Here is a 15,546-nt window from a genome sequence, read left to right as displayed (position 1 = left end):
CCCCCTTCTCGGCTTCCCTTACCCCCGCCCGGAACGGCTACCCGCCGCGTACCCCGCGTCCCTGGTAGAGCACGGCCGGCGACCCGGTCGGCACGATCCGCGGTTCCTGACCGGACGGCGTCGGGGCGCCGCGTACCTGCCGGAACAGCCAGCGAAGCAGGCCCGGCGCACCCGGACGGACGCCCCGGATCCGCAGGTCGACGCCGTGTCGGGCGCACTCGGCCACCAGCTCGCGGTGGTCCACGAACAACCGCGGGTCGTGGATGCCGCGCGGCACGGTCGGCAGCCGCTCGGCGATGCGTACCGCGACCAGCCGACACAGCGCGGTGTCGTTGAGCGTGTCCAGCACCAGCAGCCCGCCGGGGCGCAGCAGGCGGCACGCCTGCGCCACCACAGCCCGCCAGTCGGGTACGTGTTCCAGCAGCTCACCGGCGGCCACCACGTCGGCGCAGCCGCCGGCGAGAGGCACTGCGGTGGCGTCGCCGTTGACCACCGTCACGCCGTGCGCGGCGGCCTGGGCCAGCGCGGAACGGGTCAGGTCCACCCCCACGTGGCGGTAGCCCTTGCCGGCCAGGTGCGGGGCGAGCAGACCGGCGCCGCAACCGAGGTCGACCAGGAGTGCGTCGGGCCGCGCCGCAGGTGGCACCAGGGCCGCCCGCGCCTCGGCCAGCCAGTGCAGCATCGCGAACGCGCCGTCCGGTCGCCACCATTCGTCGGCCAGGTCGTCGTACTGGCGAGGGTCGTTGCGGGGCAGGCTCAAGCCGGCATCACGCATTCACCGAGCGTGGCACGACCAGCGGGTAACGACCAGACTTCCGTTATGTCGTCCACGGTGTTAGGGCTGGTCAGAGCGAGCCATCCGGAACCGACGGCCGCCGTCACCACAGTGGCCGGTCTACTCGCGGCCGGGGTCGGGCATCCGCCCGGCGGGACCGCCGTGGTGGTCCTCACCGTGGCGGCGAGCCAGTTCGCGGTGGGGTGGACCAACGACGCGCTCGACGCCGACCGGGACGCCGCAGTGGGGCGTACCGACAAGCCGGTGGCCGCCGGGGCGGTCAGCCGGCGGGTCGTCGCGGTGGCCGCGGTGCTGGCCGCCGCCACCACCGTGGCGCTGGCCCTGACCACGAACCCGGTCGCGGCGCTCTGCGCCACCGTCGCGCTGGTCTCGGCACTGCTGTACGACTGGCCGCTCAAGTGGACCCCGGTCTCGGTGCTGCCGTACGCGGTCTCCTTCGGCACGCTACCCGCCTTCGTGGTGCTGGCGCTGCCCGGCGCGCCGACGCCGCCGGTGTGGCTGGTCGCCGCCGCGGCCCTGCTCGGTGCCGGCGCGCACTTCGCCAACGTGCTGCCCGATTTCGCCGACGATGCCCGGACCGGGGTGCGCGGCCTGCCGCACCGCCTGGGTCCGGCGGGCAGCCGGGCGGCCGCCGTCGGGCTGCTCGTCGCGGCGACGGTCACCCTGGTGCTGGGGCCGCCCGGCCCGCCGTCCGGCCTGGGCCTCGCGGCGGTCGTCGCCGCCGTGATCATCCTCGTTCTCGCCTGGTACGCCGGACGCACCGCCGATCGGCCCGGCGCCCGATCGGTGGCCGCCTTCCGGGCGGTCATGCTGGTGGCTCTGATCGATGTCGTCCTGCTGGTCACGAGCGGTCGACTGGTCTGACCACCTCCCCCGGCAGGTGGCAGCACCGGGTCGCCGTGCGGGCCACGATCAGCTCCAACTACGCTGGGAAGCGGTCTGCGCGGGCATGGCCAGCGGTTCCGGCGACGTCGCCGGGTGTGATCGTGACGAGGAGGACCGACGTGACGCGCTCGATCAGGGGTTCCCGGCGGGCTGCCGTACTGCTGCCCGGGATCGCGGCGGCAGCCGGGATGCTGCTGCTGTCGGGATGCGGCGCCGGTCAGATCTCCGAGACGGCGAACAAGGTCCCGTCGATCCAGGGCGTCGACCTCCAGGCCGAGGACGGCCGGTACGGCGTGCGCAGCGTGCTGATCGCCTACCCCGGTGTGGAGGGCTACCGGGCCGGCGACGACGCGATCCTGAACGCGCTCTTCTACAACGACTCGCCCGACCCGGTCACCGTGACCGTCACCTCGTCCGACGCCCGCGAGGTGGTGCTCACCACGGTGCAGGCGGCGACCAGCCCCTCGCCCACCGCCTCGCCCTCGCCCACCGGCTCCCCGTCGCCCGACCAGTCCCCCGAGGGCACCCCCTCCCCGGACGACTCGCCGTCGCCGGACGAGACCCCGTCGCCCGAGCCGACCGAGTCGCCGGCCGGCGGCCCGGCCCGGATCGAGATTCCGCCGCTGAGCTACGTGCAGCTCAACACCGAGGGCGAGCAGGTCCTCCAGCTCCTCGGGCTGAACTCGGCACTGCTCGCGGGTCAGAACATCACGGTCACCTTCGACTTCGGTGACGGCAACACGATCACCAGCCCCGCGCCGGTCTCCGTGCCGCTCAGCCCGGCCCCGCCGCCGTCGCCGATCATCGAGCGGCACACCGGCTTCGACGGCCACTGACCCGACCTCCGGAGTTTCCGACGGCACCCCCGACGTGGTACGCGCATGCCGGGGGTGCCGTCGTCGTACCGGGGGGTTAGCGTCCCTCGGGTGAGTATCTCCCGATCGACCCCGGCCCGAGGAGCAGGTGGCGGGCGGGGCAGGGCCGCCGCCCGCGAGCCCCGTCCCGCGTACGAGTGCGACGCCTGCGGGCACCAGCCGCCCAAGTGGGTGGGGCGCTGCCCCGAGTGCGGCGAATGGGGCTCGGTGGTCGAGTGCACCGTCACCGGTCCGACCGTCTCCGGGCGCGTGGTCAGCTCCCGGATGCCCGCCGAGCCGGCCCGTCCGATCGCCACCATCAGTGCCGCACCGGCCCGCGCCCGGCCCACCGGCGTCAGCGAGCTGGACCGGGTGCTCGGCGGCGGGTTGGTGCCCGGGGCGGTGGTGCTGCTCGCCGGTGAGCCGGGAGTCGGCAAGTCCACCCTGCTGCTCGACGTGGCCCAGCAGTGGGCGGCCGGAGCGGGCAGCCCCTCGCTGGTGGTCAGCGGCGAGGAGTCGGTCAGCCAGGTGCGGCTGCGGGCCGAACGCATGGGCACCCTGCACGACCAGCTCTATCTGGCCGCCGAGAGCGACCTCGCGGCCGTGCTCGGTCACCTCGACGCGGTCAAGCCCGGCCTGCTGGTGCTCGACTCGGTGCAGACCATCTCCACCACCGGCACCGAGGGCGTGCCGGGTGGAGTGACGCAGGTGCGGGCGGTCACCGCCGCCCTGGTGGCGGTCGCCAAGGAGCGCGGCATCGCCACCGTGCTGGTGGGTCACGTGACCAAGGACGGCCAGGTGGCCGGTCCCCGGGTGCTGGAACACCTGGTCGACGTGGTGCTGCACTTCGAGGGCGACAAGCACTCCTCGCTGCGGATGGTGCGCGGCGTCAAGAACCGGTTCGGCGCCGCCGACGAGGTGGGCTGCTTCGAGATGCACGAGGGCGGCATCAGCAGCCTGGCCGACCCGTCCGGGCTGTTCCTCACCCGCTACAGCGAGCCGGTGCCGGGCACCTGCGTGACCGTGGCGATGGAAGGACGACGGGCACTGGTGACCGAGGTGCAGGCGCTGATCGGTGCCACAGTGGCCGGTTCCCCCCGGCGTACCGTCTCCGGGCTGGACTCGGCCCGGCTGGCGATGGTGCTGGCGGTGCTCCAGCGCCGCACCGAGCGACTCACCCTGCACGACCGGGAGGTCTTCGCGGCCACCGTCGGTGGCATCCGGGTGGTGGAGCCTTCGGCGGACCTGGCGGTCGCCCTCGCGGTCGCCTCCGGCGGCCTGAACCTGGCGATCGCGCCGCACCTGGTGGCGATCGGCGAGGTCGGCCTGACCGGCGAGGTACGCCGGGTGGGAGCCGTGCCGCGCAGACTGTCCGAGGCGGCCCGGCTCGGGTTCCGGCTGGCCCTGGTGCCGCCCGGCTGTGGCCCTGCGAGCACCGGTGCCGGTCCCGAGCAGATGCGGGTGGTGGAGGTCGCCGACGTCCGGACGGCGTTGCAGGCCGCAGCGCGGGCGTCGGCGGAGTGAGCCGCGTCTCCGGCGGACGGGACGGACGGGCCGAATCATGACACATCCCAGTAACCGCGAGAGCACCCACCGCAGGGCAGTCCGTAGACTGTGCCCGTGCCGATCGACCGCGAAACCACCAAGCCTGCCGGCGCGACACCCCACGCCCGCACCGGCGCCGTGGGCTCGCCCGCCCGTCCGATCAGCGTCAGCGTGACCGGGGGCGGCAGCGCCGGCGACCCGCTGCGCGCGAATCTGGCGCTGATGGCACCGGGCACCGCGCTCCGCGACGGCCTGGAGCGCATCCTGCGCGGTCGCACCGGCGCACTGATCGTCCTCGGGTACGACAAGGTGGTCGAAGGTCTGTGCACCGGGGGTTTCCCGCTGGACGTCGAGTTCTCCGCCACCCGGGTCCGTGAACTGTGCAAGATGGACGGCGCGGTGGTGCTCTCCAGCGACGGCACCCGGATCGTCCGGGCCGCGGTGCACCTGATGCCCGACCCGACCATCCCGACCGAGGAGTCGGGCACCCGGCACCGCACCGCAGAGCGTGTCGCCCGGCAGACCGGTTACCCGGTGATCTCGGTCAGCCAGTCGATGCGGATCATCAGCCTCTACGTCAACGGCCAGCGGCACGTGCTCGACGACTCGGCGGCCATCCTGTCCCGCGCCAACCAGGCGCTGGCCACCCTGGAGCGCTACAAGCTCCGGCTGGACGAGGTCTCCGGCACCCTCTCCGCCCTGGAGATCGAGGACCTGGTCACCGTCCGGGACGCGGTGGCCGTGGTGCAGCGGCTGGAGATGGTCCGCCGGATCGCCGACGAGATCGCCGGCTACGTGGTCGAGTTGGGCACCGACGGCCGGCTGCTCGCCCTGCAACTGGACGAGCTGATGGCCGGCGTGGACGCCGACCGCACCCTGGTCATCCGGGACTACCTGCCCATCGGCCGCAAGCCCCGCACCCTCGACGAGGCCCTGGTCGAGCTGGACCTGCTCAGCGCCACCGAGCTGATCGACCTGGTGTCGGTCGCCAAGGCGATCGGTTACCCGGCCGCGTCCGACGCGCTGGAGGCGGCGGTCAGCCCGCGCGGCTTCCGGCTGCTGGCCAAGGTGCCCCGGCTGCCGACAGCGGTGGTGGACCGGCTGGTGCTGCACTTCGGCAGCCTTCAACGGCTGCTCGGCGCGACGGTCGAGGACCTACAGGCCGTCGAGGGCGTCGGTGACGCGCGGGCCCGGGGCGTACGTGAAGGGCTCTCCCGGCTCGCCGAGGCGTCCATCCTGGAACGCTACGTCTGACCTGCGGCCCGGTCAGCCGGTCAGCCGGTCAGCCGGAGCTTGGCAGGCTGACTCAGCCGGGTGCCCACCCGCGCAAAGATCTCGTACGTCCCGGCCTGCACGACCGGGCCGTTCGCCACTCCCTCAGCACACCGGCTGCTGTCCTTGCCGTTCCAGCCGACCTGGTAGGAGCGCTCGAAGCCCGGCGTGAAGGACTGCGTGTCCGACCCGGAGGCGGTGCCGCAGGTGTCCGAGGACCAGATCTTCTCGGCGCCGGACTTGATGAAGATCTCCTGCGCGTCCGCACCGACGTCCCGACTGCACGTCCGCTCCGACCGGTTACGGATCTTGAGGTGCAGGTCGACGGCGGCACCACGTACCACCTCGCCGGGCAGGGCCTGGGCGGTCACCACGATCTCGTTGTCGGTGCAGGAGCCGTCGTCGGTCGACGTGTTGTTGACCGGCGGGTCGTTGCTGAGCGACGGCTCGGTCGACGGGCTGGTCGCCGGGTCGCCCGACGGGGAGGACGGACCCGCCCCGGCGTCGCCCGACGGGGGCGAGCCGGTCTCCGGGGTCAACACCGACCCGGTCGGCCCCGGCGTACCGGTCGACGCACCGGTATCGGGCTGACCGTCGCCGGTCGCGCCGGGTTCGCCGCTCTGCCCGTTACAGGAGTAGAGCACGACAACCAGCAGGAGCAGGACCGCGCCGAGCACGACGGCACGACGCCGCCAGTACACCGCGGGAGACAGGGGGCCGACCGTCAGACGCATGATGCCCCCACCGTAGCGGCGGCGCACACGACGGACGGTAGCGACGCGCCGGATTCGACACGACCCATCGGAACACACCCTCCATTCACGACGGTGCGGGGCGTCGACGGCACCAATCCGTCACTCACAGTGTCGACTCGCCCTCGGTCAGAGATACACCTTGCGTTGGTAGATCGCGTGCGCGCCCGCCACCCGGTCCAGGAACAACAACCCGGCGCAGTGGTCGATCTCGTGTTGCAGGGCTCGCGCCTCGAACCCGTCGGTGACCAGGCGTACCAGCTCGCCGCTGCCCGGCAGCGCCCCCTCGACCACGAGCCGGCTCGCGCGCTTGACGTCACCGGTCAGGTCCGGCACCGACATGCACCCTTCCCGGCCCGCCTTCCACCGGGTCGCCTCGACGACCCGGGCGTTGCAGAGCGCGAACGTGCCGTGCACCGTGACCGCCTTGGGATGCCCCGTCACGTTGACCGCGAAGACGTGCGCACCCACCCCCACCTGCGGCGCGGCCAGGCCGACACAGCCGGGCGAGACGCGCATGGTGGCGATCAGGTCGGCCGCCAGCCGGACGGTCTCCTCATCGGTCGGGTCGACCTCCGCGCCGGCTCGACTGAGCACCGTGTGCGGGGCGGAGACCACCGGCAGCACCGCGCCGGCGCCCAGGGCCTCCGGCGTCCATGCCCCCAACCCGGCGTACGCCTCGGCGGCCAGGTCCGGCGTACCCGCGTCGCCGCTCACAGCAGATCCGGTTCGGCTGGACGGAGAGTGACGTCGACGCCGAGATTCGCGGCGGCTTCAGTCAGCCGGACCGCGAGCGGTTCGGCCGCACCCGGCGGCAGTTCGACCTCGGCCACCACCACGTAGAGCGACCCCACCAGCCGGGTGCTCAGGTCGGTGACGTTGCCGCCGGCCTCGGTCAACACCCGCGTCATCGCAGCCACGATGCCCATCCGGTCCGCCCCGTGCACCGCCATCACGTACGGCTCGCCCGCCGGAGCCGTCTCGCCGTCGGGCGTCACCTCGCGTACGGTCGCCAGCAGTTGACCGTCGGCGGTCAGCGTGGCCAACGCGGCCTCCACCTCGGCGGCGGACGGCCCCACACAGATCAGGGTCATCGCGAAGTGTCCGCGCAGCCGGGTCATGGTGCTGTCGGTGAGGTTCGCCCCGAGTCGGGCCAGCACCTCGGCGACGTCGGCCACGATGCCGGGTCGGTCCCGGCCGATGACGGTGATCGCGAGCTCGTTCATCCGGGCATTCTCCCCGATCCACCTGCGCCGACGGTCGCGGCCCGCCCAGACCGTCCAGTCGGCGGAATTCCCCGCCCGTGGCATGATCGGCGACGCGATGACAGAACCCACTTTCGCCGGCCTGGTGAGCCGGTGGTACGAGCGCAACGCGCGGGACCTGCCGTGGCGCCACCCCGACGTCAGCCCGTGGGCCATCCTGGTCAGCGAGGTCATGCTCCAGCAGACCCCGGTGGTCCGGGTGCTGCCCGCCTGGCAGGCGTGGCTGGCCCGCTGGCCCACTCCGGCGGCACTGGCGCAGGACACCCCGGCCGAGGCGATCCGGATGTGGGGGCGGCTCGGCTACCCCCGCCGGGCGCTCCGGCTACGGGAGTGCGCGGTCGCCGTGGTGGAGCGGCACGGCGGTCAGGTGCCGGATCACCTGGAGCAGCTGCTCGCCCTGCCCGGGGTCGGCACGTACACGGCGCGGGCGGTGGCGGCCTTCGCGTACGGGCAGCGACATCCGGTGGTCGACACCAACGTGCGGCGGGTGGTCTGCCGGGCGATCGCCGGGGAGCCGGACGCCGGCCCGGCGACCCGACCGGCGGACCTGGTCGCCACCGAGGAACTGCTGCCGGTCGAACCGGCCTCCGCTGCCCTGGCCAGCGCCGCCTTCATGGAACTGGGTGCGGTGGTCTGCACCGCCCGCTCGCCCCGCTGCGGCGTCTGCCCGGTCGAGGCGACCTGTGCGTGGCGGGCGTCGGGCCAGGTCGCCCCGGACGGCCCGACCCGCCGTCCGCAGCGCTACGCCGGCACCGACCGCCAGGTACGCGGTCTGCTGCTCGGGGTGCTGCGCGAGGCGACCGGCCCGGTGCCGCACCAGCGGCTGGACCAGGTCTGGTCGGACGACGTGCAGCGGGCCCGGGCGCTGGCCGGGCTGGTGACCGACGGATTGGTCGAGCCGGTCGGCGAGAACGCGTTCCGCCTGATCGGCGACGGCCCTCCGGCCCCGGTGCCGACCTGATTCCCATCGACTTGATCCCAGGATCGGACCTCCTGGGCCGGACCTGATCCGGGGCCGGACAGGCGAGCTGGCCGGCTCCCCGCATGGGAAGCCGGCCAGCTCGGTACTGCCTGTCGCGCGGATCCCGCCCTGCTCCCTCTGGGAGCTGATCGGTACCGCGCCGGCCCGACGAGGTGCCGGCTGGCGGCGGTGCCCGGTCAGGCGGAGTAGCCGCGGGTGGCGATCCAGTCCGCCAGCGCGTCGGTCTCCATCCAGTACTCGGCCTTGGCGGGATCCGCCGAGTCGGCGACCTTCACCTGGGCACCGCCGTCGCGATAACCGGTCACCGAGATGTAGTGGCCGCCCTGGAACGAGTGGCTGCCCCCGCCGGTGTCGACCGCGGTGCCGAAGACGTTGGCCACCACGCTCCGGCCGTCGTCGACCGTACGGACGATGTCGGCACGCAACCGCTCGGTCTCGGCCTCGTCGGCGACCTGGCCGGGGATCTCCACGGTGCGGTAGACGTCCTTACCGGCCTTGTTGTTGAGCGCCTTGGTGATCACGAACGCCGAGTCGGTGCCCCGCTCGGTGGTGCCCATCTCGCGGGCCAGGTCGTCCTGGGAGACGTCCTTGTCCATCACGCTGAGGGCGTTCCGCACGGCCGCCGGGCCGCAGTAGTAGAAGTTCGGCTGGGCCTGGTAGCGGACCTTCAGCTGCCGCTCGCCCTTGCCCTGGCCGCGCTCCGTCACGGTGGACAGGACATCGCTGCTGTTCGTCGCCGCCATCGCGGCCATCGGCCCGCTGATCATTCCACCGGCGCAGACGGCACCGGCGGCGGTCAGGGCGGCCTTACGCATCAACGTCGTCATGATCATGCCTTCCAGCTCGGGGGATCGACACGACACCCGGACGTACAGGGAGGGTGCGGATACCGCATCGGAAGGAACGAGCGGGTGGCACCACGATCGGTGGGGTGCCCTGCCATGGGTGCAACGGCTCGGGTAGGCCACACATTCCGGGCTTACCGGGCGTACGCGAGCTGCCCTACGGGGCAAGCGGGGCCGCCGACGCCGGCTGCGCACGGGAGCCGCCGCGAGTGCCCCTGACAGAACCGCTCGGAGCACCGGCCCATGCCCAGCCGGTCGGTGACGGGGCTCATCCTGGGCACCCGCAAGCTGTGGAATACGACCGGGTGCGACCAAACCGACCAGATGTCGGATTCAGGGCAGCAGCCGCCAAGGCGTCGACACACGACGGCGGCCCGGTGGCAGATGCCACCGGGCCGCCGCTGGTCGGACCAGCCGGTTACCTACTCGTCCGCGCCCGCCGCAGCGGTGCTGCCGCCGAGGTCGGCCGGGACCGCGTCCGGCACGGCGACCGGCCGGTCGGAGCCCTTGAAGACGAGTGTGGACTTGTCGATGTCGTTGGGGTCGCCTTCGCAGTCCACGACGACGATCTGGCCGGGGGTGAGTTCGTTGAACAGGATTCGTTCGGAGAGGTTGTCTTCGATGTCGCGTTGGATGGTGCGGCGTAGCGGCCGTGCGCCGAGGACGGGGTCGAAGCCCTTGACCGCCAGGTACTTCTTGGCGTTGTCGGTGAGTTCGAGGCCCATGTCCTTGTTGCGTAGCTGGGTCTCGATCCGGGCGATCATGATGTCCACGATCTGGAGGATCTCGTTCTGGCGCAGTTGGTGGAAGACGATGGTGTCGTCGATGCGGTTGAGGAACTCGGGCCGGAAGTGCTGCTTGAGTTCGTCGTTGACCTTCTGCTTCATCCGGTCGTAGTTGGACTCGGAGTCCTCCGACTGCTGGAAGCCGAGCGAGACCGCCTTGGCCACGTCCCGGGTGCCGAGGTTGGTGGTCAGGATGATGACCGTGTTCTTGAAGTCCACGATCCGACCCTGACCGTCGGTGAGCCGACCGTCCTCCAGGATCTGCAGGAGCGTGTTGAACACGTCCGGGTGGGCCTTCTCGATCTCGTCGAACAGGACCACGGAGAACGGCCGACGCCGCACCTTCTCGGTCAGCTGCCCGCCCTCGTCGTACCCGACGTAGCCGGGAGGCGCACCCACCAACCGCGACACGGTGTACCGGTCGTGGAACTCGGACATGTCCAACTGGATCAGGGCGTCCTCGGACCCGAACAGGAACTCCGCGAGGGCCTTGGACAACTCGGTCTTACCGACACCCGACGGACCGGCGAAGATGAACGACCCCGACGGACGCTTCGGGTCCTTCAGGCCGGCGCGGGTACGCCGGATCGCCTTCGAGACCGCCTTGACCGCGTCCTCCTGGCCGATGACGCGCTTATGCAGCTCGTCCTCCATGCGCAGCAGGCGCGAGGTCTCCTCCTCGGTCAACTTGTAGACCGGGATGCCCGTCCAGTTGCCCAGCACCTCGGCGATCTGCTCGTCGTCGACCTCGGACACGACGTCCAGGTCACCGGCCTTCCACTCCTTCTCCCGCTGCGCCTTCTGACCCAACAGCTGCTTCTCCTTGTCGCGCAACTGCGCAGCCCGCTCGAAGTCCTGCGCGTCGATCGCGGACTCCTTGTCCCGACGCACCTGAGCGATCCGCTCATCGAAGTCACGCAGGTCCGGCGGCGCGGTCATCCGACGGATCCGCATCCGCGCGCCGGCCTCATCGATCAAATCGATCGCCTTGTCCGGCAGGAACCGATCCGAGATGTACCGGTCGGCCAGCGTCGCCGCCGCCACCAACGCCGCATCCGTGATGCTCACCCGGTGGTGCGCCTCGTACCGATCCCGCAGACCCTTCAAAATCTCGATGGTGTGCGCCAGCGACGGCTCACCCACCTGGATCGGCTGGAAACGACGCTCCAACGCGGCGTCCTTCTCCAAATGCTTACGGTACTCGTCCAGCGTGGTCGCACCGATGGTCTGCAACTCACCACGGGCCAGCATCGGCTTCAAAATGCTCGCCGCGTCGATCGCGCCCTCCGCCGCCCGGCACCGACAAGGGTGTGAATCTCGTCGATGAACAGGATGATGTCGCCCCGGGTACGGATCTCCTTGAGCACCTTCTTCAGGCGCTCCTCGAAGTCACCCCGGTAGCGGGAACCCGCCACCAGCGCACCCAGGTCAAGCGTGTAGAGCTGCTTGTCCTTGAGCGTCTCCGGCACCTCACCCTTGATGATCTTCTGCGACAGGCCCTCCACCACAGCCGTCTTACCGACGCCAGGCTCACCGATCAGCACCGGGTTGTTCTTCGTCCGGCGGGAGAGCACCTGCATCACCCGCTCGATCTCCTTCTCCCGCCCGATCACCGGATCAAGCTTGCCCTCCCGAGCCGCCTGCGTCAGATTCCGCCCGAACTGGTCCAGCACCAGACTGGTCGACGGGGCCGCCTCACCCGGGGCAGTGCCGGCAGCGGCCGGCTCCTTGCCCTGATAACCGGAAAGCAACTGGATCACCTGCTGCCGAACCCGGTTCAGGTCCGCGCCCAGCTTCACCAGCACCTGCGCAGCCACGCCCTCACCCTCACGGATCAGGCCCAACAGGATGTGCTCCGTACCGATGTAGTTGTGGCCCAGCTGCAGAGCCTCGCGCAGCGACAGCTCCAACACCTTCTTCGCCCGCGGCGTGAACGGGATGTGCCCGCTCGGCGCCTGCTGACCCTGGCCGATGATCTCCTCCACCTGCTGGCGGACGCCCTCCAGCGAGATCCCCAAACTCTCCAGGGCCTTCGCCGCAACGCCCTCACCCTCATGGATCAGGCCCAACAGGATGTGCTCCGTACCGATGTAGTTGTGATTGAGCATCCGGGCCTCTTCCTGGGCCAGGACGACAACCCGTCGCGCTCGGTCGGTGAACCGCTCGAACATGCCCTCGTGCTCCTCACGTGCCGTGCGCACTCGATCTTGGTGGTCAAGACTCTCGGCGGGGCCGGATACGCGAGCGCCCAGGACGGGCGTCCGCGCCTCTTTACTCTATCGCCGCGGACCGACTCGGCTGACCTCGTGTGTCGCCGACGATCGCCCGGTACGCGTCGTTTTGCACAACCATCCACGCTCAACCGGTGTTCCGGGCACGGCGCCTGTACGCGCAGAGCGAAATTCGACCACGAGCTGTGGACCGCAGGGAGCACCGCACGAAGCCCTCCCGGCACCGGACGGCCACCCCTCGACCGCCGTCCACAGCCTGTGGACAACCCGTCCACAGGCTGTGGACGGCGTCCGGCCCGCTCCGAACAGTCCCACCAGACGACCGCGCCGGCCCGGAGACGCGCTCCGAACCGGCGTGGCGGACGACCTGATCTCAGTGACCGGCCTTGGAGTGGTACTCGTCGACGATCTCCTGGGGGATCCGACCCCGGTCCGAGATCTCCTTGCCGGACTTGCGGGCCCAGGCCCGGATGGCCTTGTTCTGTTCACGGTCGGCCGTGGCGCCGCCCCGGCCCCGGGCGGCACGCCCACCGACGACCACGCCACCACGTCCCACCTTCGCACCACCGGCGACGTACGGGGCGAATGCGTCACGCAATTTCTCGGCGTTCGAACTCGACAGGTCGATCTCGTACTGAACGCCGTCGAGCGCGAACTTGACAGTCTCGTCCGCGTCCCCGCCGTCCAGGTCATCGACCAGCTTGTGAATGATCTGCTTGGCCACGTCCCACATTCCTTTCGAGCAGGGTTCGGTGCACCTGCCAGTTACCAGAGCACAATAGTCCGTCAGATGCTTGCTGCGTCAATAGGATCCGGCAACGCGGCGGAAAGTTTCGTGTCGACTACTCGGGGCGAACCAAGGGGAAGAGGATGGTTTCCCGAATTCCGAGGCCGGTCAGCGCCATCAGGAGCCTGTCGATTCCCATTCCCATGCCACCCGCCGGCGGCATTCCGTACTCCATCGCCCGGAGAAAGTCCTCGTCGAGCCGCATCGCCTCGTCGTCACCACGGGCACCCAGTTGCGCCTGGGCGACCAGCCGTTCCCGCTGCACCACCGGGTCGACCAGCTCCGAGTACGCGGTGGCCAGTTCGACCCCGCGCACGTACAGGTCCCACTTCTCGGCCAGCCCCGGCTTCTCGCGGTGTCCACGGGTCAGCGGGCTGGTCTCCTCCGGGTAGTCCCGCACGAAGGTGGGTGCCACCAGGCCGGGCACCACCAACTCCTCGAACAGCTCCTCGACCAGCTTGCCCGATCCCCACCTGGGGTCGACGGTCAGGCCCACCTTGTCCGCGTACTCGACCAGGCGAGTGTGCTCGGTGCGTACCGTGACCTCCTCGCCGAGCGCCTCGGAAAGCACGCCGAACAAGCTGACCGAACGCCACTCACCGCCGAGGTCGAACTCCTGCCCGTCCGCATGGGTGACCACCGTCGACCCGGCCACCGCGACCGCCGCCTGCTGCACGAGATTGCGGGTCAGTTCGGCCATCGTGTTGTAGTCGCCGTACGCCTGGTACACCTCCAGCATCGCGAACTCCGGGGAGTGCGAAGAGTCGATGCCCTCATTACGGAAGTTGCGGTTGATCTCGAAGACCCGCTCGACACCGCCGACCACGGCGCGCTTGAGAAACAGTTCTGGCGCGATTCGCAGATACAGATCGGTGTCGAGTGCATTGCTGTGGGTCACGAAAGGGCGGGCCGTCGCGCCACCGTGCAGCAACTGCAACATCGGGGTCTCCACCTCGATGAAACCCGTACTGTGCAGAGAATCACGAAGGCTGCGGACCGTCGTCGCACGCGTACGAACCACCTGGCGGGCCTGCGGACGCACGATCAGGTCGACGTAGCGCTGCCGGACCCTGGCCTCCTCGCTCAGCGGCTTGTGTGCCACCGGCAGCGGGCGCAGCGCCTTGGCGGTGGTCACCCACTCCTGCGCCAGCACGGACAACTCGCCCCGGCGGCTGCTGATCACCTCGCCGGTGACCCCGACGAGATCGCCGAGGTCGACCAGCCGCTTCCAGTCCTCCAGCCGCTCGGGGCCGACCCGGTCCAGCGAGAGCATCGCCTGAAGTTCGGTGCCGTCGCCGTCGCGCAGCGTGGCGAAGCAGAGCTTGCCGGTGTTCCGTACGAAGATCACCCGGCCGGTGACCGACACCTGGTCGCCGGTGGCGGTGTCCGTCGGCAGATCGGCGTAGCGCTCCCGCACCTGGGCCAGCGTGCTGGTCCGCAGGAAGCTGACCGGGTACGGCTCGACGCCGTCGGCGAGCATCCGGTCCCGCTTCTCCCGGCGGACCTTCATCTGCTCGGGAAGGTCGTCGGCGGGGTCGACTGGCACGGGGCTCTGCTGGGTCACGGCACGCTTCCTCGGAGTGAGAATTCGGGCGGGGTCAAGCCCCGAGCGTACTCAAGCGCCCAGGCGACCGTTACTGGATAGCCTGCCCGTCATGACCGCCCCCACTCCGAACCACACCACCCACACCCACCCCAACAAACGGACGCACCGCCCCCCCCCCCCCCCCCCCCCCCCCACACACACACAACCAGCCAAAACCCCGAAAGCGTCAGACGTTCCGCTCGTACACCATGCGTAACCCGATCAACGTGATCATCGGCTCGTGGTGCGTGATCGTCCGGCACTCGTTGAGCACCAGCGACGCCAGCCCGCCGGTGGCGATGACCGCCTTCAGCTCACCCAGCTCGGCGGCCATCCGCTCGACGATCCGGTCCACCTGGCCGGCGAAGCCGAAGTACAGCCCGGCCTGGAGGCATTCGACGGTGTTCTTGCCGATCACCGACCGGGGCCTGGTCGCCTCCACCTTTCGCAACTGGGCGGCGCGAGCGGCGAGCGCGTCGAAGGAGATCTCGATGCCGGGCGCGAACGCGCCACCGAGGAACTCGCCCCGGCCGCTGATCACGTCGAAGTTGGTGGTGGTGCCGAAGTCGACCACGATCGACGGTCCGCCGTAGAGGGTGTAGGCCGCCAGCGTGTTGACCACCCGGTCGGACCCGACCTCCTTGGGGTTGTCGATGGCCAGCTGCACGCCGGTACGGACGCCCGGCTCCACGATGACGCTCGGCAGTTCCCCGTAGTAGCGGGTCAGCATGGTCCGCAGCGAGCGCAGGGCGGCCGGGACGGTCGAACAGGCGGCCACCCCGGTGATCTCGACGGCGTCCCCGACGAGCAGCCCCCGGAACATCAGGCCCAGCTCGTCGGCGGTGGATCGGGCGTCGGTCTTGATCCGCCAGTTGTGCACCAGCTTGTCACCGTCGAAGGTCGCCAGGACGGTGTTGGTGTTCCCGATGTCGATGCAGAGCAGCACGCACGAAGCCTAGACG

The 15,546-nt window shown here is 70.6% G+C and carries 13 protein-coding genes and 1 pseudogene; 5 read left to right on the top strand and 9 right to left on the bottom strand.

The genetic code is table 11. From position 1 onward, the window contains the following. Positions 1 to 37: 37 nt before the first annotated feature. Positions 38 to 775: a methyltransferase domain-containing protein gene (locus ID554_RS17455; protein WP_117231078.1), complete on the bottom strand. Its 738-nt coding sequence runs from the start codon at positions 773 to 775 to the stop codon at positions 38 to 40. A gap of 9 nt (positions 776 to 784) precedes the next feature. On the opposite strand from ID554_RS17455, the gene ID554_RS17450 reads away from it, so the two are divergent. The 4 genes from ID554_RS17450 (at position 785) to disA (ending at position 5,334) form a co-directional block, all read left to right on the top strand. Beyond that, positions 785 to 1,660: a UbiA family prenyltransferase gene (locus ID554_RS17450; protein ID WP_396888378.1), complete on the top strand. Its 876-nt coding sequence runs from the start codon at positions 785 to 787 to the stop codon at positions 1,658 to 1,660. Positions 1,661 to 1,800: 140 nt separating this feature from the next. Next, positions 1,801 to 2,517 carry a hypothetical protein gene (locus tag ID554_RS17445; protein WP_117231076.1) on the top strand — a complete coding sequence of 239 codons (717 nt, stop codon included), beginning with the start codon at positions 1,801 to 1,803 and terminating at the stop codon, positions 2,515 to 2,517. Between the two features lie 90 nt (positions 2,518 to 2,607). Then, the gene (radA, locus tag ID554_RS17440) at positions 2,608 to 4,059 is read left to right on the top strand and encodes a DNA repair protein RadA (RefSeq protein WP_117231075.1); all 1,452 of its coding nucleotides are present in this window, start codon (positions 2,608 to 2,610) and stop codon (positions 4,057 to 4,059) included. Between the two features lie 96 nt (positions 4,060 to 4,155). Further along, a complete protein-coding gene (gene disA / locus ID554_RS17435; protein ID WP_117231074.1) occupies positions 4,156 to 5,334 on the top strand; it encodes a DNA integrity scanning diadenylate cyclase DisA in 1,179 nt (392 codons plus the stop codon). 20 nt (positions 5,335 to 5,354) lie between these two features. On the opposite strand, the gene ID554_RS17430 is transcribed toward disA, so the two are convergent. The 3 genes from ID554_RS17430 to ID554_RS17420 all read right to left on the bottom strand — a co-directional run bounded on the left by ID554_RS17430 (position 5,355) and on the right by ID554_RS17420 (position 7,330). Beyond that, on the bottom strand, positions 5,355 to 6,086 hold the full coding sequence (locus ID554_RS17430) for a hypothetical protein (RefSeq protein ID WP_117231088.1): 732 nt from the start codon (positions 6,084 to 6,086) through the stop codon (positions 5,355 to 5,357). A 147-nt stretch (positions 6,087 to 6,233) separates the two neighbouring features. Continuing rightward, positions 6,234 to 6,794, bottom strand: coding sequence for a peptide deformylase (locus ID554_RS17425; protein WP_117231087.1), 561 nt, complete (start codon positions 6,792 to 6,794; stop codon positions 6,234 to 6,236). A 23-nt stretch (positions 6,795 to 6,817) separates the two neighbouring features. Next, entirely contained in the window at positions 6,818 to 7,330 is a 513-nt protein-coding gene (locus ID554_RS17420) for a glycine cleavage system protein R (protein ID WP_117231073.1), read from the bottom strand. A 97-nt stretch (positions 7,331 to 7,427) separates the two neighbouring features. On the opposite strand from ID554_RS17420, the gene ID554_RS17415 reads away from it, so the two are divergent. Next, positions 7,428 to 8,330, top strand: a complete 903-nt coding sequence (locus ID554_RS17415) for an HhH-GPD family protein (protein WP_117231086.1) — start codon at positions 7,428 to 7,430, stop codon at positions 8,328 to 8,330. A 197-nt stretch (positions 8,331 to 8,527) separates the two neighbouring features. Here the strand turns inward: ID554_RS17415 and ID554_RS17410 are convergent, their stop codons facing one another. From ID554_RS17410 to ID554_RS17390, 5 genes and pseudogenes are all read right to left on the bottom strand, one after another. Next, entirely contained in the window at positions 8,528 to 9,181 is a 654-nt protein-coding gene (locus ID554_RS17410; RefSeq protein ID WP_117231085.1) for a C39 family peptidase, read from the bottom strand. Between the two features lie 437 nt (positions 9,182 to 9,618). Continuing rightward, positions 9,619 to 12,152 (bottom strand): annotated as a pseudogene (locus ID554_RS17405) (ATP-dependent Clp protease ATP-binding subunit). Between the two features lie 433 nt (positions 12,153 to 12,585). Further along, positions 12,586 to 12,936 (bottom strand): histone-like nucleoid-structuring protein Lsr2, encoded by a 351-nt coding sequence (locus ID554_RS17400; protein ID WP_199489332.1) that lies wholly within the window; start codon positions 12,934 to 12,936, stop codon positions 12,586 to 12,588. Positions 12,937 to 13,054: 118 nt separating this feature from the next. After that, entirely contained in the window at positions 13,055 to 14,563 is a 1,509-nt protein-coding gene (gene lysS / locus ID554_RS17395; protein WP_117231396.1) for a lysine--tRNA ligase, read from the bottom strand. 208 nt (positions 14,564 to 14,771) lie between these two features. After that, positions 14,772 to 15,530, bottom strand: coding sequence for a type III pantothenate kinase (locus ID554_RS17390; protein WP_117227385.1), 759 nt, complete (start codon positions 15,528 to 15,530; stop codon positions 14,772 to 14,774). Positions 15,531 to 15,546: the final 16 nt, after the last annotated feature.

Origin of the sequence: Micromonospora craniellae (assembly GCF_014764405.1) — a bacterium.
GTDB classification, from domain to species: domain Bacteria; phylum Actinomycetota; class Actinomycetes; order Mycobacteriales; family Micromonosporaceae; genus Micromonospora; species Micromonospora craniellae.
The sequence above is the reverse complement of the archived record's forward strand: the minus strand, read 5'-3'. Positions and strand labels throughout refer to the sequence as shown.

What these genes read in the sequence shown, in the direction of transcription:
- ID554_RS17430 (WP_117231088.1), bottom strand. Translation starts at nt 6,086, where the DNA reads ATGCGTCTGACGGTCGGCCCCCTGTCTCCCGCGGTGTACTGGCGGCGT.
- ID554_RS17455 (WP_117231078.1), bottom strand. Translation starts at nt 775, where the DNA reads ATGCGTGATGCCGGCTTGAGCCTGCCCCGCAACGACCCTCGCCAGTAC.
- ID554_RS17415 (WP_117231086.1), top strand. Translation starts at nt 7,428, where the DNA reads ATGACAGAACCCACTTTCGCCGGCCTGGTGAGCCGGTGGTACGAGCGC.
- ID554_RS17420 (WP_117231073.1), bottom strand. Translation starts at nt 7,330, where the DNA reads ATGAACGAGCTCGCGATCACCGTCATCGGCCGGGACCGACCCGGCATC.